This is a genomic window from Mycobacterium sp. (assembly GCF_044223235.1).
Classification (GTDB): domain Bacteria; phylum Actinomycetota; class Actinomycetes; order Mycobacteriales; family Mycobacteriaceae; genus Mycobacterium.
In genome coordinates this window covers 329,697-352,748 of sequence record NZ_JBGAME010000004.1, presented here as the reverse complement: position 1 = coordinate 352,748, position 23,052 = coordinate 329,697, and the positions used below count along the sequence as shown (strand labels likewise).

The 23,052-nt window shown below is 66.9% G+C and carries 13 protein-coding genes; 1 reads left to right on the top strand and 12 read right to left on the bottom strand.

Annotated features, from left to right (window positions below):
- Positions 1–53 precede the first annotated feature (53 nt).
- From ADBZ6K_RS09240 to rpoB, 5 genes are all read right to left on the bottom strand, one after another.
- Positions 54–2,378 (bottom strand): PQQ-dependent sugar dehydrogenase, encoded by a 2,325-nt coding sequence (locus ADBZ6K_RS09240; RefSeq protein WP_526345720.1) that lies wholly within the window; start codon positions 2,376–2,378, stop codon positions 54–56.
- A 326-nt stretch (positions 2,379–2,704) separates the two neighbouring features.
- A complete protein-coding gene (locus ADBZ6K_RS09235; RefSeq protein WP_526345718.1) occupies positions 2,705–3,772 on the bottom strand; it encodes a phosphatase PAP2 family protein in 1,068 nt (355 codons plus the stop codon).
- A gap of 96 nt (positions 3,773–3,868) precedes the next feature.
- Positions 3,869–4,624, bottom strand: coding sequence for a deoxyribonuclease IV (locus tag ADBZ6K_RS09230; protein ID WP_526345716.1), 756 nt, complete (start codon positions 4,622–4,624; stop codon positions 3,869–3,871).
- A 258-nt stretch (positions 4,625–4,882) separates the two neighbouring features.
- The gene (locus ADBZ6K_RS09225; protein ID WP_526345714.1) at positions 4,883–8,866 is read right to left on the bottom strand and encodes a DNA-directed RNA polymerase subunit beta'; all 3,984 of its coding nucleotides are present in this window, start codon (positions 8,864–8,866) and stop codon (positions 4,883–4,885) included.
- Between the two features lie 76 nt (positions 8,867–8,942).
- Positions 8,943–12,455 (bottom strand): DNA-directed RNA polymerase subunit beta, encoded by a 3,513-nt coding sequence (rpoB, locus tag ADBZ6K_RS09220; protein ID WP_526345712.1) that lies wholly within the window; start codon positions 12,453–12,455, stop codon positions 8,943–8,945.
- A gap of 538 nt (positions 12,456–12,993) precedes the next feature.
- Here rpoB and ADBZ6K_RS09215 point away from each other — a divergent pair.
- A complete protein-coding gene (locus tag ADBZ6K_RS09215) occupies positions 12,994–16,506 on the top strand; it encodes a protein kinase domain-containing protein (protein WP_526345710.1) in 3,513 nt (1,170 codons plus the stop codon).
- Here the strand turns inward: ADBZ6K_RS09215 and ADBZ6K_RS09210 are convergent.
- The 7 genes from ADBZ6K_RS09210 to ADBZ6K_RS09180 form a co-directional block, all read right to left on the bottom strand.
- Positions 16,478–18,736: a molybdopterin-containing oxidoreductase family protein gene (locus tag ADBZ6K_RS09210; protein WP_526345708.1), complete on the bottom strand. Its 2,259-nt coding sequence runs from the start codon at positions 18,734–18,736 to the stop codon at positions 16,478–16,480. The genes ADBZ6K_RS09215 and ADBZ6K_RS09210 overlap by 29 nt on opposite strands.
- 6 nt (positions 18,737–18,742) lie before the next feature.
- The gene (locus tag ADBZ6K_RS09205) at positions 18,743–19,822 is read right to left on the bottom strand and encodes an ABC transporter ATP-binding protein (protein WP_526345706.1); all 1,080 of its coding nucleotides are present in this window, start codon (positions 19,820–19,822) and stop codon (positions 18,743–18,745) included.
- A gap of 251 nt (positions 19,823–20,073) precedes the next feature.
- Positions 20,074–20,460, bottom strand: a complete 387-nt coding sequence (gene rplL / locus ADBZ6K_RS09200; RefSeq protein WP_526345704.1) for a 50S ribosomal protein L7/L12 — start codon at positions 20,458–20,460, stop codon at positions 20,074–20,076.
- 53 nt (positions 20,461–20,513) lie between these two features.
- Entirely contained in the window at positions 20,514–21,044 is a 531-nt protein-coding gene (gene rplJ, locus ADBZ6K_RS09195) for a 50S ribosomal protein L10 (RefSeq protein WP_526345702.1), read from the bottom strand.
- A gap of 359 nt (positions 21,045–21,403) precedes the next feature.
- The gene (locus tag ADBZ6K_RS09190; RefSeq protein WP_526345700.1) at positions 21,404–21,685 is read right to left on the bottom strand and encodes an SHOCT domain-containing protein; all 282 of its coding nucleotides are present in this window, start codon (positions 21,683–21,685) and stop codon (positions 21,404–21,406) included.
- Positions 21,682–22,104 (bottom strand): DUF6325 family protein, encoded by a 423-nt coding sequence (locus tag ADBZ6K_RS09185; RefSeq protein ID WP_526345698.1) that lies wholly within the window; start codon positions 22,102–22,104, stop codon positions 21,682–21,684. The genes ADBZ6K_RS09190 and ADBZ6K_RS09185 overlap by 4 nt, the downstream gene beginning before the upstream one ends.
- Before the next feature lie 35 nt (positions 22,105–22,139).
- A complete protein-coding gene (locus ADBZ6K_RS09180; protein WP_526345696.1) occupies positions 22,140–23,051 on the bottom strand; it encodes an ROK family protein in 912 nt (303 codons plus the stop codon).
- Position 23,052: the final 1 nt, after the last annotated feature.

Below are 23,052 nucleotides of genomic sequence, written 5' to 3'. Positions count from 1 at the left end.
CCTCCAGTGTTACACTTTTACGACAGTCGCTCAATGACTGTAACGACTGGGCATCAGACGTCGATCGTCGGATCCGACGGCGCGATGCGCCACAGGGTTCCTTCGTACGTCAACTGGTAGATGCTCCCGTCGGGGCCTTGAAGGAGGCGGGAGGTCCGCCCGGCCTGGGGCAGGAACGTCGTCGCGGCGCCGCACGACGTGTAGCTGTCGTTGCAGTTCACGACCTTGATCCAGCCCTTGTTGAAGTCCGCGAAGAACACCGCGTTCTCGTAGCGGGGCCCGAACGCGTCACCTTCGTAGACCATCACCGACGTGATCGACGACGAGGTGCCGTCGTGGGTGTAGGCATAGATCGGGTTGGTCTTGCCCGCCGAGCCCGGTTGGCAAATCCCCGGGCTGGGGCAGGGTCCCTCGGCGTACGGCCAGCCATAGTTGGCACCGGGCGTCACCAGGTTGATCTCCTCCCATGTGCCCTGCCCGACATCGCCGAGCACCAGCTGCCCGTCGGGAGTGACACCTCCGCGGAACGGGTTGCGGAAGCCCATCGCGTAGATCTCCTGCCGCGCGCCGGGCGTGTTGTAGAACGGATTGTCCGTCGGCACGGAACCGTCCGGATTGATGCGCAGAACCTTGCCGTAGATGGTGGACAGATCCTGCGAGTTGCTGCCGTCGATCGTGCTGCAGCAGACGTTGTCGCCGATGGCCCAGTAGAGCTTTCCGTCGATATAGCGAACCTCGCCGCCGTGGTGGTCGTCCCCTGCGGGCTCGTCACCCATGAGAAGGACCTTCTCGGACGCGGGATTGATGCTCAGCACATCGGCCTTCGGGTCGGTGACGGTGAATCGCGACAGGCGCTCGCGGTTGTCCGTCCCGATATAGGACACGTAGACATAGCCGTTGTCGTAGAACTCCGGATCCACTTCGATCCCGTTGACGCCGCGGGCCCAACGGGTATCGGTCCCCAGCGTGATGGCAGGTTCACTCTGCATTGCGCTGCCGTTGTAGACCTTGATCGCTCCGCCCTTCTCCGCGATGATGATGCGGCCTTCGGGGTCGGTGGGGTCGTCGGGATCATCGGGCAGGAATCGGAAATCGGTCGGCTGTGTCAGGCCGGTGATCACAGGGGTGCGGTTTACATCGGGAGGTGGCACGGCGCCGCTGACGGTGACGGTCTCCGTGTGGGTGTGACCGCTTTCGCCGACCAAGCCGAAGGTCACGAGATTGAGCAGGCCCGAGAGCCCGTGGATGTGGAAGCCGCTGTCGGCGTCGCTGACCGTCACGGTGAACGAGTCCTCGCCGTCGTAATCCGCGTTCGGCGTATAGATGAACCTTCCGTCCTCCGATATCACCACGTCGCCCTCGGCCGGCTTGGTGGCGGTGTAGGTGACGGTGGAGTCGTCGGGGTCGACGCCGACCACTCGACCCGTGATGGCGCCGTTGGCGTTCACGTTGTTGCCCGCGTTGTAGGTGAAGCTGGGACTCTTGTTGTCGAAGAACCGCTCGAGTTCGCGACCGATCAACTCCAGGGCCCCCGCCAGCGGGTCAGGCGACGCCGGGGCCGTCGGGGTGTCGCTGGCGGCCAGCGGACTGTCACCGACGGATGCCAACGCGCGGGTGACCACGGTCGGCGCGGAATCGGCGGGCGGCGTCGCCTGGGCAACCGGAGTGGATTCCGGCACCACCCGGGCCTGCACGACGTCGGGCTTCACATCGGAAGCGGCCGGCTGCATCTGGCCGCTCGACGCGAAAGCCCTTGGGGCGTCTGCGATCTCAGAGACAACCTGGGTGACGGCGTCGGCAAGCTGACCCAGCACCCGCGGCCGCGGCGTGTGTATCGCCAATCGCTGAGGATCCACCGCGGGGACGTCGACATTGCCGAACGGTTCCCAACCCCGAGACGATGACGAACGGGCGGGGTTCGGCGTCGCCGATGCCGGGTCGGATTTGGTGTCATTCCCGGCGGCCGACGTCTGCACCTCGGCACCGGAAACGGCGGTTGGTTCGTCTCGAGTCACCTTCGACCCCGACCCCCACCGCGGACCTTCGGATCGCACCCCGCTGGCGCGCGACCCGTTACCGAAGCGCACCACGGGGCCGTCGGCCCGCGGCCCGCCGAATACGCGCTTGCGGGCGGTGGCCCCGGCGTCCTTCACTCCGGCGTCCTTCACCCCGGCATCCGGCGTCGGATCCGAGGTTTGCGGCGATTGCTGCGAATCCGCGGCCGACCCCTTGGAATCCGCGGCCGACCCGGCGGATTCGGATGCCGACCCGGGCTCGTCCGCCCAGGCGACCCCCTGACCCGTCGCGATCGCTGCGCCGATGCCCAGAGCGACCGCCAGCCCGCCGATCCGCCCCACATACGCTGCCGAGTTCGCCATCATGCTCCCCGAGTTGTGACTTGTCGCAAACTTGATCTGTGACAGAGACCATACACACAAAATTTGCCTTGATTGCACTTTTCGGATAGCAGCGATGCGGAAAATCGTCGGTGTGATCCGACATGATGCCGATATACTGTCACTTTGACAGCACCGTGTGATGTTGCGAGCCAACGCGCAAACCACAACCGCTCTGATAACTATTCGCCAGATCAAACAATCACTGCACAGATGCTTGACTAAGCAAATGACGTTTCCTGGGTGATTGCCGTGCGGCACAGCAGCGGGGGTCGGCGCAATACGCGCAGGCCGGACGGACCAGCCCGTCAAGCCGTGGCGGTGCCCTCGACGACTGTCCGGGCTTTTCCGGCGCGACTCGCGGCCAGCACCGCCGTCGCCAGCGCCCAGCCGAGCAGGACGTCGATCACGTAGTGCTCGGCCGTGTAAACCAACGTGAACGCCATGATGAGCACGTACGCGACCAGCAACGGATGCCACCGGCGCCGGACCCGACTCCACAGGAACGCCGCGACGGCCAGCGACAGGCCAGAATGCAGCGACGGGATCGCCGCCACCAGGTTGACGCTCGCCTGGCCCTGATCGATCAGGGCGCCCGCGGAATGCAGGTTGAGCCTGCCCCAGCCCCTGGTGACAATCCGCTCGATCCAGTCGTTGGCTCCGTCCTGCGTCGACTGCATCGCTCCGAGCAGTCCGCCGTCCGGCACTCCGCGCGCAGGACGGAACATGCAGCGCGGACCCGAGGGCCCTCCGGCAACGTCATCGGCGGTGCATCTGGCGGCGGCCCATGGCGGCGCCGCGGGCAGTACCGCGTAGATGACCAACGCCGCAAAGGACAGACCTACGAACAGCCGGACGAACGCCTTCCACTCCTGGCGGTTGCGCAGCCAAAGCACCGCGGCCACCACATAGGGCAGGATGAAGAACGACATGTAGACCGTGCTGATCACGATTTCCCACCAGGGCGGGCTGGGCAGCTTGAGGCGTTCCTGAAGCCACACCGTGGGCACCGTTCCGAAGAACAGCCATCGGTCGGCGTCGATCTGCCAGTGCCACAGGGTGGGCCTGCCGATCAGGGTGGCCGCTCCCCTGCTGAGGTCGTAGGCGATGAGGACCAGAGCGAATGGCAGCCAGTCCCGGATGACATACAGGACGCGCCTGCCCTGACCGATGCTCGCGGCGGCGAGCCCGGTGCAGATGTAGATGAGCAGCAACTCGCGGTTGAAGGCGAATCCATCGGTGGCGGTGAGGTACACGACGACGGCGGCCCACACCGTGATCGCCGTCCAGCGCGCCATCTTCAGCCAACGCCCGCGCGTCGCCCGCGAATCGCGCGCGTCGACGGCCGCAAGCGACGATTCGTCAATGGCCGACACGGGAGCCTTTCGACATGTCGGCCACACTCGCCGAGCGGGACTTTCCGGACTCTCGGACGAGTTTAGTTCACCTCGGCGTCACCCGAGGTTTGAGCATTAGTCGCCTAGGTGATCTCGTAGGAAGGCGATGTCGTCCTTGCGGCCCTCGTCGGCGGTTTCGCAGATGACGGGGGCGTCGGCGGCCTTCACGACCGCCACCAGTAGCTGCGGATCGATCTGACCGCTACCGAAGTTGGCGTGCCGGTCGGCACCCGAGCCCGCCGCGTCGCGCGAGTCGTTGCAGTGCACCAGGTCGATGCGTCCCGTGATGGCCCTGACGCGGTCGACCGCGTCGATGAGCGTCTCGCCTGCGGCCCAGGCGTGGCAAGTGTCCAGGCAGAAACCGATGCCCTTGTCGCCGATGTGGTCCCACAGCCGGGCGATGACGTCGAAGTGGCGGGCCATGGCGTGGTCGCCGCCCGCGGTGTTCTCCAGGTAGACCGGCACGTCGGTGTTGAGGCTGTCGAGCGCCTTCACCCAGCGCACGAACCCGGCTTCCATATCGTTGTCGTCGGCGTGGCCGCCGTGGACGATGACCGCGGTTGCGCCGACGTCTGCAGCCGCATCGCAGGTGTCCTGCAGGATCTTGCGGGACGGGATACGCACCCGGTTGTTCGCCGAGGCGACGTTGATCAGATACGGCGCGTGGACGTAGATCGGAATGGATGCTGCCTTGAGCACGTCGGCGTCGTCGCGCGGTTTGGGCTTCTTCCAGCTTTGCGGGTTGCCGAGGAAGAACTGCAGCACGTCGGCGCCGTCGTTCTGTGCCGCGGCCAGCGGATCGTCACCGTGAACATGCGAACCAATGAGCACGTCGTCAGTCTAGTTCGGCGCTCCGACGCCATCCGAACCTTCGATCCACCCTTCGACGCGTTCTGTACCGCGCCGAAACCCACGAAATGCAGACACCTTCTCGCGCTTTCCCTGCAAAACGTTGATCTCGCGGCGCAGCGCGGCGAAGCGGATCTCGTGGTGAGCGGGGCGACCAGAATCAAGGGTGGTGCTGGGCGTACCGACAGGAGCCCCCGAGCGCAGGCTCGGGGGCTCCGTGTGGTCGGACTATCCGCACACCTACCGGTAGTCGCTGTAGCCGTAGTCGTCCAGCGGAACCGCGGCACCGGTGGCCTGGCCGAAGTCGGGGCTGTAGTACTGATCCTCGTAGGACGGGATCGTGTACGCGGCGGCCCTGGCCTCCTCGGTCGGCTGCACCTGGATGTTGCGGTACCGGTTGATGCCGGTGCCTGCCGGGATCAGCTTGCCGATGATCACGTTCTCCTTCAGACCCTGCAGCTTGTCGCTGCGGCAGTTGATCGCCGCATCGGTCAGCACGCGGGTGGTCTCCTGGAACGACGCCGCCGACAGCCACGAATCGGTGGCCAGCGACGCCTTCGTGATACCCATCAGCACCGGACGGCCTGCCGCGGGCTCGCCGCCCTCGGCCACCACGCGCCGGTTCTCCGACTCGAACTCACTGCGTTCGGTCAAGGAACCGGGCAGGAACTCCGTCGAGCCCGAATCGATGATCGTCACGCGGCGCAGCATCTGCCGGACGATGACCTCGATGTGCTTGTCGTGGATCGACACGCCCTGGGCCCGGTAGACCTCCTGGACCTCGTGGACCAAGTGGATCTGCACCTCGCGCGGGCCCTGCACACGCAGCACCTCGTGCGGATCGGCCGAACCCTCCATGAGCTGATCACCGACCTCGACGTGGTCGCCCTCCGACAGCACACCCTCGGAGCCATCGGCGTGGGTGATGACCCGCAGCCGCTGACGCTTGGAGAGCTTGTCGTAGACAACTTCCTCGCTGCCGTCGTCGGGCACGATGGTGATCTTGAAGAACTTGTCCGTCTCCTCCAGGCGCACCCGGCCCGCGACGTCGGCGATCGGAGCCCGGTTGCGCGGAACGCGGGCCTCGAACAGCTCCTGGACGCGGGGCAGACCGCCGACGATGTCGGCGCCGCCGGTGACACCACCCTGGTGGAAGGTGCGCATCGTCAGCTGCGTGCCGGGCTCACCGATCGACTGGGCGGCGACGATGCCGACGGCCTCGCCGATGTCGACCAGCTTGCCGGTGGCCATCGAGCGGCCGTAGCACATCGCGCACACGCCGGTGCCGCTGGTGCAGGTGAGCACCGAACGCACCTTGACCGTGGCGATACCGGCGGCCAGCAGCGCGTCGATCGCCGGATCGCCCAGATCGTGACCGCGTTCGACGACGACGTTGCCGTTCGCGTCCACCGCGTCGCTGGCCAGGGTCCGTGCGTACGCCGAGGTCTCGACGTGCGGGTGGCGGATCAGGCTGCCGTCGTGCTGACGCTCGGCCAGCGTGACGTTGATGCCGCGCTCGGTCTCGCAGTCGTGTTCGCGCACGATGACGTCCTGGCTGACGTCCACCAGACGACGGGTCAGGTAGCCCGAGTCGGCGGTGCGAAGTGCGGTGTCCGCCAGGCCCTTCCGGGCGCCGTGGGTGTTGATGAAGTACTCCAGCACCGTCAGGCCCTCGCGGAACGACGACTTGATCGGGCGCGGGATGAACTCACCCTTCGGGTTGGTCACCAGACCCTTCATGCCGGCCAGCGTCCGCGTCTGCGTGAAGTTACCCGTGGCCCCGGAGTCCACGATCGTGATGATCGGGTTGTCGGACGGGTAGTGATCACGCAGCGCCCTGCCGACCTCTTCGGTGGCGTCCTGCCAGATCTTGACCAGCGAATCGTTGCGCTCTTTGTGGTTGAGGGCGCCACGCTGGTACTTGCGCTCGATCCCGTCGGCTTCGTGCTCGTAGCGCTCCAGGATCTCCTGCTTCTCCGGCGGCACGATCACGTCGGCCATCGACACGGTGACACCCGAACGGGTGGCCCAGAAGAAGCCGGCATCCTTGAGCTTGTCGACGGTCTGCGCGACCACGATCATCGGGTAGCGCTCGGCCAGGTCGTTGATGATCCGCGCCTGCACCTTCTTGTGCATCTGCTCGTTGACGAACGGATACGCCTGCGGGAGCAGCTCGTTGAACATCACCCGGCCCAGGGTGGTCTGCGCGGTCCAGGCATCGCCCGGCTTCCAGCCACCGGCGCCGGGCGCCGCGGAGTCGCTGGAGCCGCCGAACAGCTCGGCCTCGATCTCGGCCGGCGGGCGAAGGCCCGTCAGCCGCACCTTGATCTGCGACCGCACCGACAGCGCGCCGCGGTCCATCGCCATGATGGCCTCGGCCGGCGAGCTGTACACACCCGTCTCCGGGGTGTCATTGCCGGCGGGCGTGTACTCGCCGACATCCCCGGGAACCATCGTGGTCAGGAAGTACAGCCCGGTGACCATGTCCAGACGCGGCATGGCCAGCGGCTTACCCGACGCCGGCGACAGGATGTTGTTCGAGGACAGCATCAGGATGCGCGCCTCGGCCTGCGCCTCCGCCGACAGCGGAAGGTGCACGGCCATCTGGTCACCGTCGAAGTCCGCGTTGAACGCTTCGCAGACCAGCGGGTGCAGCTGGATCGCCTTGCCCTCCACCAGCTGCGGCTCGAAGGCCTGGATGCCGAGACGGTGCAGCGTGGGGGCACGGTTCAGCAGCACCGGGTGCTCGGCGATGACCTCTTCGAGGACGTCCCACACCTGGGGACGCTGGCGCTCCACCATGCGCTTGGCCGACTTGATGTTCTGCGCGTGGTTGAGGTCGACCAGCCGCTTCATCACGAAAGGCTTGAACAGCTCCAGCGCCATCAGCTTGGGCAGACCGCACTGGTGCAACTTGAGCTGCGGGCCGACCACGATGACGGAGCGGCCCGAGTAGTCGACACGCTTACCGAGCAGGTTCTGGCGGAACCGGCCCTGCTTACCCTTGAGCAGATCGGACAGCGACTTCAGCGGACGGTTACCCGGCCCGGTGACGGGGCGGCCGCGGCGGCCGTTGTCGAACAGCGCGTCGACGGACTCCTGCAGCATCCGCTTCTCGTTGTTGACGATGATCTCGGGCGCGCCGAGGTCGATCAGTCGCTTCAACCGGTTGTTGCGGTTGATCACGCGCCGGTACAGGTCGTTGAGGTCGGAGGTGGCGAACCGACCGCCGTCGAGCTGCACCATCGGGCGCAGTTCCGGCGGGATCACCGGAACGGCGTCGAGGACCATGCCCATCGGCGAGTTGCTGTTGGTCTGGAACGCCGCGACGACCTTGAGCCGCTTGAGGGCGCGCAGCTTCTTCTGCCCCTTGCCGCTGCGGATCGTCTCGCGCAGGTTCTCGGCCTCGGCGTCGATGTCGAAGTTCTCGATGAGCTTCTTGATCGACTCCGCGCCCATGGCACCGGTGAAGTACTCGCCGTAGCGGTCCTGCAGCTCGCGGTAGAGCACCTCGTCCACGATGAGCTGCTTGGGGGCCAGCTTGGTGAAGGTGTTCCAGATCTCCTCAAGCCGGTCCAGCTCACGCTGGGCCCGGTCGCGCAGCTGGCGCATCTCGCGCTCGCCGCCATCGCGCACCTTGCGGCGCACGTCGGACTTGGCACCCTCGGCCTCCAACTCCGCCATGTCTGCCTCGAGCTTCTGGGCCCGGGCCTCCAGATCGGAATCGCGCTGGTCCTCCACCGCCTTGCGCTCGACGGCCATCTCCGCCTCGAGCGTCGACAGCTCGTTGTGCCGCATCTCGTCGTCGACCGCGGTGATGACGTAGGCCGCGAAGTAGATGATCTTCTCGAGATCCTTCGGCGCCAGGTCGAGCAGGTAACCCAGACGCGACGGAACACCCTTGAAGTACCAGATGTGGGTGACCGGCGCGGCCAGTTCGATATGGCCCATCCGCTCGCGACGCACCTTGGCGCGGGTCACCTCGACACCGCAGCGTTCGCAGATGATGCCCTTGAACCGGACGCGCTTGTACTTGCCGCAATAGCACTCCCAGTCGCGAGTCGGTCCGAAGATCTTCTCGCAGAACAGGCCGTCCTTCTCCGGCTTCAGCGTGCGGTAGTTGATGGTCTCCGGCTTCTTGACCTCGCCGAAGGACCACTGACGGATGTCGTCGGCGGTGGCAAGGCCGATGCGGAGTTCATCGAAGAAGTTGACGTCGAGCACGTAACTCCCTTTCCCCTTTCGGGATTAGAAACACTGTGTTCAATAGCGGCTCGCGCAAGCGCTCGCCGCAAACCGATTAGGCCAAGTCCTCGACGGACGCGGATTCGTTGCGGGACAGGTTGATTCCGAGGTTCGCGGCTGCACGCTCCAGGTCCTCGTCGTCGCCGTCGCGCATCTCGATGGCGGCGCCGTCGGACGACAGCACCTCCACGTTGAGGCACAGCGACTGCAGTTCCTTGAGCAGCACCTTGAACGACTCCGGGATGCCCGGCTCGGGGATGTTCTCGCCCTTGACGATCGCCTCGTACACCTTGACCCGGCCGACGGTGTCGTCGGACTTGATGGTCAACAGCTCCTGCAGCGTGTATGCCGCGCCGTAGGCCTGCATGGCCCAGCACTCCATCTCGCCGAACCGCTGACCGCCGAACTGCGCCTTACCGCCCAGCGGCTGCTGGGTGATCATCGAGTACGGGCCGGTGGAACGGGCGTGGATCTTGTCGTCCACCAGGTGGTGCAGCTTGAGGATGTACATATAGCCGACCGTGACCGGGTACGGGAACGGTTCGCCGCTGCGGCCGTCGTAGAGCACCGCCTTGCCGTCGCCGTCGACCATGACCTCACCGTCGCGGTTGGGCAGCGTCGAGCTCAGCAAGCCCTGGAGCTCGGCCTCGCGGGCACCGTCGAACACCGGGGTGCTCACTATGCTGTTCGGCGGCGCATCGAGCAGATCCACGGGCAGGCTGGCCGCCCAGTCGGGCACTTCACCGGTTCCGTCCGCAACCTGGATGTTCCAGCCGGCCTTGGCCACCCACCCGAGGTGGGTCTCCAGGATCTGGCCGATGTTCATACGACGCGGCACACCGTGGGTGTTGAGGATGATGTCGACCGGCGTGCCGTCCGGCAGGAACGGCATGTCCTCGACGGGCAGGATCTTGCCGATGACGCCCTTGTTTCCGTGCCGTCCGGCGAGCTTGTCGCCGTCGGAGATCTTGCGCTTCTGGGCCACGTAGACGCGGACCAGTTCGTTGACGCCGGCGGGGAGCTCGTCGTCGTCCTCGCGGCTGAACACGCGGATGCCGATGACCTTGCCGGACTCACCGTGGGGCACCTTGAGCGACGTGTCGCGGACCTCGCGGGCCTTCTCGCCGAAGATGGCGCGCAGCAGGCGCTCCTCGGGGGTCAGCTCGGTCTCACCCTTCGGGGTGACCTTGCCGACCAGGACGTCGCCGTCGCGGACCTCGGCGCCGATGCGGATGATGCCGCGCTCGTCGAGGTCGGCCAGTACCTCATCGGAGACGTTCGGGATGTCCCGGGTGATCTCCTCGGCGCCCAGCTTGGTGTCGCGGGCGTCGATCTCGTGCTCCTCGATGTGGATCGAGGTGAGCACGTCCTCTTCCACCAGACGGTTGGAGAGAATGATCGCGTCTTCGTAGTTGTGCCCTTCCCACGGCATGATCGCCACGAGCAGGTTCTTGCCGAGCGCCATCTCACCGTTCTCGGTGCACGGCCCGTCGGCGAGCACCTGGCCGGCCTCCACCCGTTCGCCGGCATCGACGATCGGGCGCTGGTTGGCGCAGGTGCCGTGGTTGGACCGGGCGAACTTGCGCATCCGGTACGTGTGCCGGGTGCCGTCGTCGGCCATCACGGTGACGTAGTCCGCCGAGACCTCCTCGATGACGCCGGTCTTGTCGGCGACCACCACGTCACCCGCGTCGATCGCGGCGCGCAGTTCCATACCGGTGCCGACCAGCGGGGCCTCGCTGCGCACCAGCGGAACCGCCTGGCGCTGCATGTTGGCACCCATCAGGGCGCGGTTGGCGTCGTCGTGCTCCAGGAACGGGATCATCGCCGTCGCGACCGACACCATCTGGCGCGGCGAGACGTCCATGTAGTCGACCTCGGTCGCCGAGACGAACTCGACCTCGCCGCCCTTGCGGCGAACCAGGACGCGCTCCTCAGCGAACTTGTAGCCGGCCTCCGTTTCGACCGTCGGCGAGTTGGCCTGCGCCACGACGTGGCGGTCCTCCTCGTCGGCGGTCAGGTAGTCGATCTGGTCAGTAACGACACCCGCCGACACCTTCCGATAAGGCGTCTCGATGAAGCCGAACGGGTTGACCCGCGCGTACACCGAGAGCGATCCGATCAGGCCGATGTTCGGGCCTTCCGGGGTCTCGATCGGGCACATGCGGCCGTAGTGCGACGAGTGCACGTCGCGGACCTCGAGGCCGGCGCGCTCACGGGACAGGCCGCCTGGGCCAAGCGCCGACAGGCGGCGCTTGTGGGTCAGACCCGACAGCGGGTTGTTCTGGTCCATGAACTGCGACAGCTGCGACGTGCCGAAGAACTCCTTGATCGCCGCCACCACGGGGCGGATGTTGATCAGGGTCTGCGGCGTGATCGCCTCGACGTCCTGGGTGGTCATGCGCTCGCGTACGACGCGCTCCATGCGCGACAGGCCGACCCGGATCTGGTTCTGGATCAGCTCACCGACGGTGCGCAGGCGGCGGTTGCCGAAGTGGTCGATGTCATCAACTTCAACGGGAACCTCGACTCCTCCAGGAGCCGTCATAACCGTCTGCCCGTCGTGCAGGCGCACCAGATACTCGATGGTGGCGACGACGTCCTCTTCGGTCAGCGTCGAGCTGGTGATCGGCTGCCCGGCGTTGAGGCCGAGCTTCTTGTTGACCTTGTAGCGGCCCACCCGCGCCAGGTCGTAGCGCTTCTCCTTGAAGAACAGGTTCTCCAGCAGGGTTTGTGCGGACTCCTTGGTCGGCGGTTCGCCCGGGCGCAGCTTGCGGTAGATGTCCAGCAGCGCCTCGTCGGTTCCGGCGGTGTTGTCCTTCTCCAGCGTGCCCATCATGATCTCGGAGAAGCCGAACCGCTCGACGATCTGCTCGTTGGTCCAGCCCAGCGCCTTGAGTAGCACGGTCACCGGCTGGCGGCGCTTGCGGTCGATGCGCACCCCGACGGTGTCGCGCTTGTCGACGTCGAACTCCAGCCACGCACCGCGACCGGGGATGACCTTCACGCTGTGCAGGGTCTTCTCGGTGGACTTGTCGATGGTCTCGTCGAAGTACACACCCGGCGAGCGAACCAGCTGGGACACCACGACACGCTCGGTGCCGTTGATGATGAAGGTGCCCTTCTCGGTCATCATCGGGAAATCACCCATGAAGACCGTCTGGCTCTTGATCTCACCGGTGTTGTTGTTGATGAACTCGGCCGTGACGAACAGCGGGGCCGCGTACGTCATGTCCTTGTCTTTACACTCGTCGACCGGCGCCTTGACCTCGTCGAAACGCGGGTCGGAGAAGCTCAGCGACATCGAGCCCGAGAAATCCTCGATCGGCGAGAGCTCAGCCAGGACTTCTTCTAGGCCACCCACCGGGTTGACATCACCGCGGGCCACGGCGTTCTTACGCCAGCGGTCCGAACCGATCAGCCACTCGAACGAATCGGTCTGCACGTCGAGAAGCCCCGGGACCTCTAGGGGTTCGCGGAGCTTGGCAAATGAAACTCGGTTTGGCGCTCCGGGTACGGAGCTATTGGTGGTAGCGTCGGCTGACTTGCTCTGGCTAGAGACTGCCAAGATGCATCCTTCCAGCACCTCATGCGAACTCCTGGTGCCGGCCTGCACCGGACCCGAGCCGCGATATCTGCGTTAGGTTCGGCTGGCTTCATCGAGCTCGCCTGTCTCCCAGACGCACGGCACACGACTAGATCACTGAGCGAAGCGGCTCAGGCTAGGTCCACTGTGTCAGGTACGGGTGAGGGGTGGGCAGGATGCAGCCAGCGCAACGTCCAACAATAGCGCAGGACGGCGCATTCCTCAACCACCACAAATCCACAGCATGCCAGAGCTGGCGGGGCGCTGGCTGGCGTCCTGAACCCTTCCACACATGCTGCCCAACAGATTGACCCGTTTGCGCCCGTCAGTCAAGGGTTCACACGCTGTTCGGTGTGGAGAATTCCACCTCGGGCGGGGTTTGCGGCGATGCTGGATGCCACTGGATGCCACTGGATGCCACTGGATGCCACTGTGGGCCACCTGTCCATTCCGCCGGTGAGACCACCGGGTTGCGGATTATGCTCGAATTCAGCCGGCCTTCGGAGTTTCGAGGCGAACGATGGTCAACAGCGGTACCCAGGGTGACCCCCGCAGTGACCCGCTGCCCACCCAACGGTGGGAGGCGGCAGCCGGCGTCCCGGCAGATCTGGCGGCGGCCGGTTTCGAGGATCCCGTTCAGATCGGTCAGGGTGGCTTCGGTGTGGTGTATCGCTGCACACAGCGGGCGCTCGACCGCACCGTCGCGGTGAAGGTCCTCACCACCAATCTCGACCCCGACTCGAAACTCTCGAACGACGGCGTCGAGCGGTTCGTCCGCGAGCAGGTGGCGATGGGCAAGCTGTCCGGCCACCCCCACATCGTCACCATCTTCCAGGTCGGCACGACGGACTCCGGTCGGCCCTACATCGTGATGCAGTATCACCCGCACGGTTCGTTGGAGGCCGCGATCCACGACAGCGGGCCGCTGGACTGGCGTGACACGCTGCGCCTCGGGATCAAGCTGGCGGGCGCGCTCGAGACGGCGCACCGCCGTGGCACCCTGCATCGCGACGTGAAACCGGCCAACATCCTGCTCACCGAGTACGGCGAGCCGCAGCTGACCGATTTCGGGATCGCCAGGATCAGCGGTGGTTTCGAGACCTCCGACGGTCTGATCACGGGGTCACCGGCGTACACGGCCCCGGAGGTGTTGCACGGCGAAGCGCCCCGCGCTGCATCCGATGTCTACAGCCTGGCCTCAACCTTGTTTTGCGCGGGCACGGGCCATGCGGTGTTCGAGCGGCGAAAGGGTGAGCAGGTGCTGGCGCAGTTCCTGCGGATCACCAAACATCCGATGCCCGACCTGCGGGACTCCGGGCTGCCCGCAGAGGTCTGCGCGGTGATCGAACGGGCGATGGCCCGTGATCCGGCCGAACGGCCCGCCAGCGCAGCCGAGTTCGGCGAGCAGTTGCGCGAGGTGCAGCGCAGGCACGGCATCGCCGTCGACGACATGCCGATCCCCCTCGACGCACCCTCGAGCCCGCCGGATGCATCCGCGCTGGTCCCGACCTCGGGTGCGCTGCGCGGCGACTACCCGGCGCGGCTGATGACACCCCCGGTGCCCGCGACCCGCTTCCGCCTGCCCACGACCAATCGGGCGCTGGTCGACCGCTCCCGGCTGATCGAGATGCTGCGCGCGGGACGCAACAAGAAGCTCACGGTCATCCACGGCCCCACCGGCTTCGGCAAGAGCACGCTGGCCGCCCAGTGGGCCACGCAGCTGACCGCGGAGGGCGCGGTGGTCGCATGGCTGACGGTCGACCACGACGACAACAATCTGGTCTGGTTCCTGTCGCACATGATCGAGGCGATCCGGGCAGTCACCCCGGCGCTGGCCACCGAACTCGGCGAGGTGCTCGAAGAACACGGCGACGAGGCCGAACGCTACGTGCTCACCTCGCTGATCAACGAGATCCACCAGAGCGGCACCCGGATGACACTGGTGGTCGACGACTGGCACCGGGTTACCGACGAGGCCACGATCGGCGCGCTGCGCTACCTGCTGGACAACGCGGGCGCGGGCCTGACGGTGATGGTGACCGGGCGCCACCAGCGCGGATTACCGATGAGCCGCATGCGCATGCAGGACGAACTCGTTGAAATCGACGCGGCCGCACTGCGTTTCGACGCTGCCGAGTCTGCTGAGTTCCTGGTCGACCTCAGCGGGCTCGACCTGGACAGCGGCGAGGTCGAGGAACTCGCCGAGAAGACCGACGGCTGGGTGGCCGCGCTGCAGCTGGCGTCGCTGTCGCTGCGCGGATCGGACGATCCGGCGCGCCTGATCGGCACGATGACCGGCAGGCACCACGCGATCAGCGAGTTCCTTGCCGACAACGTGCTCGGCACCCTCGAACCCGCGATGCTGCGGTTCCTGATGGACACGTCGGTCACCGAACGGATCAGCGGTTCGCTCGCGTCAGCGCTGTCGGGAATCGAGGACGGCCAGGCCATGCTCGATCAGGTGGTGGAACGTGATCTGTTCCTGCAGCGGCTCGACGACCAGTGGTACCGCTACCACCAGCTGTTCCGCGACTTCCTGCTGCACCGCCTCGGCCGCGACCGGCCAGAGCGGATCACCGAGCTGCACGGCATCGCGTCACACTGGTTCGCAGAGCACCGCATGGTCAGTGAGGCCGTCGACCACGCCCTGGCCGCCGGCGACGAAAGCCTCGCGGTCACGATCGTCGAACGCGACGGCGTCTGCCTGGTGGCAAGTTCGCATGCCGCCACGCTGATCGGTCTCATCGACAAGTTGCCCGCGGGTGCGGTGTCGTCCCGGCCCCGCCTCCAGCTCGCGTCGGCCTGGGCCAACACCGTGCTGCAGCGCCTGCCGGCCGCTCAACAAGCGCTGGCGCGGGCGGAATCGACGCTGCAGACCTGCGAACTGTGCGTCGATGACGTCACCGACGTGCGCACCGAAATCGGTGTGGTCCGGGGGGTCATGGCGGTGCGGTCCGATCAGCTCGCGGGCATCGACGAGCACATCGCCCCGTGCCTGGCCGATCCCGGCCGGATGACACCGTTCGTCGTCGCCACCGCCGCCAACGTGGCGACCTTCGCCGCGGCATACCGTCACAACCTCGCCGAGGTTGACCGCATTCAGACGTGGGCTGCGCCGTACTACGAGCGCAGCGGCGACGCGTTCAGCCGCGTCAACGGGGTGTGCTTCACGGGTATCGCCCACCGGCTGCAGCTGGCCATGCCCGCGGCCGAAAGGTGTTTCCGCACCGCACTGAAGATCGCCAGGCGGGCCGGTGGCAGCCACTCCTACACCGCGCGATTGGCCAGCTCGCTGCTCGGCGAACTGCTCTACGAACAGGGTCACCTCGAGGAAGCCGACCGGCTGCTCGACGAGGGCTACAAGCTCGGCCCCGAGGGCGGCTCGGTCGACTTCAAGATCGCCCGTTACGTGACCGGTGCACGGCTCAAGGCAGTCCAGGGCGACCGACGGGCAGCTGTCCGCCGCCTCGACGAGGCGGCCCGGGTCGCCCGCGCGCTGGACCTGCCCCGGCTGGCCGCCCTGGTGGACAACGAACGCCTGCGGCTGGGGCTGCCACCGCATCCCGAGTTCGGCAGGCCGACCCTGACGTCCTACCAGGCGCGCAGGCAGGCGAGACATGAGATCGACGAGATCACGCTGCAGCACGAGGAGGCCTCGGCAATCCGCAAGCTAATCACCGACGGCCACGCCGACGACCGGGATCTGGCCTGCCGGTGGGCCGAGGAATGGGTGGATCGGCTGGCCGCGGAGAACCGGCCCCGGCTGCTGCTGCAGGCGCGCCGACTGCTGGTCGGTTGCCTTGCCGCCGCCGGGCACACCGACGAGGCAAAGGCGACCGCAGCAGCCGCAGCAGCGCAATGCGCGCAGCTGGGGATGATGCGCTACCTGCTCGACGGCGGTCCGCACGTGGTCGCGACCCTGTCGGAGCTACTGGCCGATCTACAGGCCGGATGGTGGCGCTCCGACTGGCCCGAGGTGCCTATCGAATTCCTCGAACGAGCGGTCAATGCTGAGGCGACGCAACGGATTTGACCGGTTCGATGCGTACCGGTACACCCGTCAGCCGGGCCATCCCGGCCAGCTTCTCGAGATCTTCCGGTTCGCTGGACATCAGCGTGTTGACACTCGCGCCGCCCGCGGCGTTGGCCACCGACCAGCCGCCGCTGCCCCGGTGCCCCCATCCGTGCGGTACCGCGACGACGGCGGGCATGATCTTGGTGGTGAGCGTGGCGGGCACCTCGATCGCGCCGTGCTTGGACACGATCCGCACCACGTCGCCGTCGGCAATGCCCGCGGCGGCGGCGGTGCCCGCGTGCACGAGCGCCCGCTGGCTGTGCGCACCTTGCATCAGCCGCGGCGCGTTGTGCAGCCATGAGTTCTCGGACCGCAGCTCCCGCATGCCGATCAGCCGCAACGGATAGCCGTCGGCTTCGGCGCGCCGGGCCAGGGCATCGACCTCGGCAGCGATCTCGTTGTGGCGCAACCTCATCCGACCGCCGCGATACACGACGGTGTCGGCAAGGACACCCTGCCGCAGCCGGAGCGCGAGCACCGCACCGTGCGGATGCCGCACCGTAAGCCGGGCGAAAGTCAGCCCTCGCGGGCGCAGCCCGAACCGGTCGCCACCCTCACCGAGCCGGATCACCGCGTCGACGATCAGCCGGGGCGTGACCCGTATTCTCAACAGCGACAATACTTTTCGTATCGCACCCAGTAACGCGAAGACGGGCGTCCTGCGCCACAGCCTGGCGGTGAGGTCGTCGATGACATCCCATTCCGTGCGGGACTGCCCGACGGGTGCGATGACGGCCTCGGTGGCTTGGCGAAACGGGATCGGCTGCACCGCCTGGAAAACGACCGGGAAGTCGTCACGCTCGTACATCGACGTCGCGGGCAGCACATAGTCGCAATGCGCGGTGGTCTCGTTCACGTAGAGGTCGATGCCGACCATGAGCTCGAGTCCGGCCAGCGCCGCTTCGAGTTCGTCGCCGTTGGGCACGGACAACACCGGATTGCCCGCGCTGACGAACAGCGCCCTGATCTGGCGAACGCCCTCGGTGGTGATCTCCTTGGCCATGATCGCCGCAGGCTCGGTCCCGAGCACCGAGGGGAATCCGCCGACCCGGGACCGGCGCCGATATGCTGCGCGCATCAAAGCACCGGCGGCCTTCATCGCCCAGCGTTCCGCCGGGAACCCGTAAGAACCGAACATGCTGCCGCCCGCCCGGTCCAGGCTGCCGGTGACCAGATTGACAGAATCGAGCAAATACGTTGTGAGCGTGCCGCTTTGGCCGACGCTTGTGCCGACGCGGCCGTACACCGCGGAACGCGGTGTGTCGGCCAGGTCGCGGGCCAGCGAACGCAGCGTGTCCGGCGCTATCCCGGTACGCGACTCGGTTTCCTCGGGGCTGAACGGCTCGGCCAGCTGCCGCAGCCACGGCACCCCGTCGGCCTGGCGGGCGAGCGCGGCCTCGTCGGCCAGACCCTCGGCGAACAGCACGTGAAGGATCGACAGCAGGAAGAAGGCGTCGCCGTCGGGGATGATGCCGAGCCATTCGAACTTCGCGGCGGTCTCGGTCCTGCGCGGGTCGATTACCACCACCCGGCCACCGCGTTCGACGATGTCGCGCAGGCGGTCCCTGATCCGTGGCAGGGTGATCACGCTGCCGTGGGACACCAGCGGGTTGGCACCGATCACCACCAGCAGATCCGTTCGCAGGACGTCGGGCACCGGCAGCGCAAACGGCGAGCCGTAGAGGAGCTGACTGGCCACGAACCGGCTGTTGATGTCCTGCGAGCCGGCGCTGAACACATGCGGACCGCGTTGGCCGCCAAGAGCTTTCGGGTCGAGGGCAAACCCAGCCACGAAAAGCGCCACGCCGAGTAGATGCGAATAGCTGAACACGCTGGGATTTCCCAAGTACCACCCGATCGCCCCGGCCCCATGCCTGCGGTGGATCGCGGCCAGCCTGTCGGCGATGTCGGACATCGCGTCGTCCCAGCTGACCGGCTCGAACTGGGCTGCGGCCCGGGGAGAACTGCCGGGTGGCACCGTCGCGCGCCTGCGCAACGGTACCGTCACGCGGTCAGGATCGTTGACGATCTCACTGAACGCGATGCCCTTCTGGCAGGCGAAACCGCTCGACAACGGATGGTCCCGGTCCGGGCGCAGCGCCACCAGTCGCCCACTTTCGACGGTCGCGATCATTCCGCACAGCGGCTCGCAGATCCGGCAAAAGGTCGCCTTGTGCTCGCGCTCCATCGGCTCCTAACGTTCGCGACTCACCGGGATCGACGCGGTCGGCGTCTCCTCATCCTCGTTGCGGTGCGCGACGTGCTCGTCGGCGAAATGGCGCAAGGCGAATTTGTTGGTGCCCTCGAGGTCGTCGCGGATCGCTTCCTGCGCCTTGGGCGGCAGTGTGTGCATGATCTCGCGCACCCGCGCCTGCCTGCGGGCGACAGCTTTGCGTTCTGGCATGCCGGGGGTCGCGCAGACCTGCGGGGGCACCCCTTCGATCTCCTCGACACCACCGTCGTGGTGGCCGGCGTCGATGAGGGCCTGTTCCTCGGCCATGGTCGACTCGTCCTTCTCCTCCGACATTCCGATCGGGCCGATCCGGCGCCCGTTGAGGAACTGTTTGACGACGGGTTCGTCGCTGGTCAGCAGCACTTCACGGGGGCCGAACATGACGAGGTGCTTGCGGAACAGCATGCCCATGTTGTCGGGCACGGTGCGGGCGATGTTGATGTTGTGCGTGACGATCAGGATGGTGCAGTCGATCTGCGCGTTGATGTCGATGAGCAGCTGCGACAGGTAGGCGGTGCGGACGGGATCCAGACCGGAGTCCGGCTCATCGCACAGAATGATCTGCGGGTCCAGTACCAGGGAGCGGGCCAGTCCGGCACGTTTGCGCATACCGCCGGAGATCTCGCCGGGAAACTTCGTCTCGTCGCCCGCCAGACCCACCATCTCGAGCTTCTCCATGACGATCTGGCGGACTTCGCTTTCCTTCTTCTTGGTGTGCTCGCGAAGGGGGAACGCGGTGTTGTCGTAGAGGTTCATCGAGCCGAACAGGGCGCCGTCCTGGAACATGACCCCGAACAGCGTGCGGATCTCGTAGAGCTCCTTGGCCGAGCACTCGATGATGTTGGTGCCGTCGACGATGATCTTGCCGCGCTCCGGGCGCAACAGGCCGATCAACGACTTCAGAAAGACGGACTTTCCCGTGCCGGACGGGCCGAGCAGAACGCTGACCTCGCCCGCGGGCAGATCGAACGTGACATCCTCCCAGATTCGCTGCGAGCCGAAGGACTTCGTCAGCCCCTCAATCTGAATGCCGATGCCCACGTGCGATCCTTCCGCCGGTGTCCCGTCAGTGCCCGTAGCCGCCACCCGTTGCCGCCTGTGGCTTTAGTCACTCTAACTTATGGGCGGAAGCTGCAACACGTGTCTGTGAGACAGGTGTCCGGAGGCTGTGCGCGCCGTCGGCGGTGAGGCCTGTTTGCCAGAACGGGCCCGAACGGCGCCAGAACGGCCCGGAACGCGGGCGTGGGGCCGGCCCCGACGGGCCGGCCCCACGATCTGACGTTCGGCGAAAACTACTTGACGCTGACGCTTGCGCCCGCGGCCTCGAGCTTGGCCTTGGCCTCGTCGGCGGCTTCCTTGTTGACCTTCTCCAGAAGCGGCTTGGGGGCGCTGTCGACGAGATCCTTGGCTTCCTTGAGGCCCAGGCCGGACACGATCTCGCGGACGACCTTGATGACGCCGATCTTCTTTTCACCGGCGGCCTCGAGGATCACGTCGAACTCGGTCTGCTCCTCGACGGCCTCGGCGGCCGGAGCGGCGGCACCCGCGGCGGCAACGGCGACCGGCGCGGCAGCGGTGACCTCGAAGGTCTCCTCGAACTGCTTGACGAACTCCGAGAGCTCCAGCAGCGTCATTTCCTTGAAAGCGTCGAGCAGTTCCTCGGTGCTGAGCTTGGCCATGGTTGTGGTCCTTCCTGAATTTGTTCTGGGCTAGTGGGGGGTGGTCGGGACGGTCAGGCGGCCGGAGCCTCGCCGGCTTTCTTTTCCTGCAGCGCCGCGGCGAGCCGGGCGACCTGGGATGCGGGCGCATTGAACAGGCCGGCGGCCTTGCTCAGGTTGCCCTTCATGGCGCCGGCCAGCTTGGCCAGCAGCACCTCACGCGACTCCAGGTCGGCGATGCGCTCGACCTCGGCCACGGTCAGTGGACGGCCATCCATGTAGCCGCCCTTGATGATCAGCGCCTTGTGGTCCTTGGCGAACTTCTTGATCGCCTTGGCGGCGTCGACGGGCTCGCCCGTGACGAACGCGATGGCGGTGGGACCGGCGAACAACTCGTCGAGGCCGTCGACGCCTGCCTCCGACGCGGCCCGTTTGACAAGCGTGTTCTTGGCGACGGTGTAGGTCGCCGAGTCGCCAAGGGAGCGGCGCAGGTCGGCCAGATTGGCGACGGTCAGCCCGCGGTATTCGGTGACGACGGTGGCCGTCGCATCCCGAAACGCCTCGGCGATGTCGGCAACGGCGGTGGCCTTGTCAGCCTTGGCCATGCATGCCTCCTTGTGGTGGTTTAACGGGTGTCCCGTGTCAACCGCGGAGGCCGAGAAATAACGAACGCCCCGGGCACAGACGGGCCGGGGCGCAAAGATCGCCAACCATGGGTCAGCGTGTTGCCTCGTCCTCCTGCGCGGGCCGCCGGGAAATCCCGGACCTTCAACCGATTTCTCGGTGACCGACGGTCTTCGGTGGAACGCCGTCAAGGATAGCGCGGCGGCGGCCATCAGCCAAAACGCCTGCCCCCTTCCCGCCCATGCCTGCCGCCCTTTCCGGCGAACGTGCATGCCTGTACGCGACGCGCCGCGCAATGGCGTACAAATGCGCACGCCCGCAGCGAGATGGAGGATCCGCCCTAACCGAGCAGGCGGGCCTTCTGCGCGGCGAACTCCTCCTCGGTGAGCACACCGCTGGCACGCAGGTTCCCCAACCGTTCGAGCTGGCGAAGCAACTCGTCAGTGCTGGGTGCAGTCGGCGCAGGGGCCGGCGGTGGCGGCGGCGCGAACTGCGGATGGGAAGGCGGGGCCGCGCTGAGGGCCTGGTCGGCCGCGGCCCAGCGCTCCTGCTGGCGGCGCTGAATGCGGCCGTGCACAGAGCTGGCCACGGCAGTCCGGGCGGCGGTCCTGAGCAGGCTCATCGAGCCATCTCCTCTTCGGTGACGGCGGCTGCCAGATCCGCGAGATCGACGGGACCTTCGGCGGCGATGGACGCACCGCCGCTCTCCCATGCCTCCACGACGCTGAGCATCGGCAGGTCCTCGTACACCAGGACGGCGGCCGTCGTCCCATGCGGCATGTCCGCGGCGATACGGTCGAGGTCTTCCCGATCGAGCAGACCCGATGCCGCGCCCTCGAACTGCGCCAGCTCCGGGGCCACCCTGGCCGCGGGCACGGTGCTGGCCACACCGTCGATCGAGTGAACGAACTCCAGATCGAGCACGCGGATCGCGTGTTCGTCGACAAGCTGAAGCAGCCTGGCGAAACCAGCTGTCACCGTTGCCGGATCGGTGAATTCGACGACGACATAGTCCACCGGGCCGAAGCGTTCCTCTTCCACGTTCCGTTCATACCACTCCCGACCCGGTAGCAGCTTCAGTCGAGGTCGCTGAGCAACGCGCCCGCCCCGACGATGCCCGCGTCGCCGCCCAGTTCCGCGGGCACCACACGGAGGTCGGCCAGGAAGTCGAGCCCGGCGTAGCCGGCCAGCGCCGCGCGCAACGGCCCGAACAGCAGGTCGCCGGATTTCGCGACACCGCCGCCGACCACCACGAGGTCCAGGTCGCAGACAGCCGCCACCGACGCGACCATGGCCGCCACCGCGGTGGCACCGCGCCGGAACGCCTCCAGGGCGACAGGGTGCCCCGCGTCTGCGGCGTCGGCAAGTTCTCTGCCGTCGGCACCGTCGGGCGCCTCCCAGCCGTGCTCCCTCGCCCATCGCGCCATCCGTGGTCCGGCGGCGACCGTCTCGACACATCCGTGCCCACCGCACGAACAGGGGGCCCCGTCCGGGTCGACGACGACGTGCCCGACGTGGCCCGCGTTGCCGGTGCGCCCGCCGTACGGTGCACCGTCGAGCACCAGCCCGCCGCCGACCCCGGTGGACACGACCATCCCGAGCATGAACCGCGCGCCGCGGCCCGCGCCGCACCACCGCTCGCCCAGCGCCATGCAGAGGCCGTCGCCCGCGAGCCGCACCGGCAGCCCGGTCAGTTCGGCGACCCGCTCGACCACTGGAAACCGATGCCAGCCGGCGATGTTGATGGGGCTGACGGTCCCGGACGGCGCGTCGACAGGACCCGGGGCCGCGATGCCAACACCCCGCACCCGGCCACCGGCCGCGTCAAGTTCCGCCGCGACAATGCCGGCCACCACCGACCAAAGCTCCTCGGCGCCCGCCGCGGGGGTGGGAAGGGTGCTGCGGTGCACGATCGCGCCATCGGCGTCGATCAATCCGGCGGCCACTTTGGTCCCGCCGATGTCGAGGGCAAGCGTGGGATCGGTCATC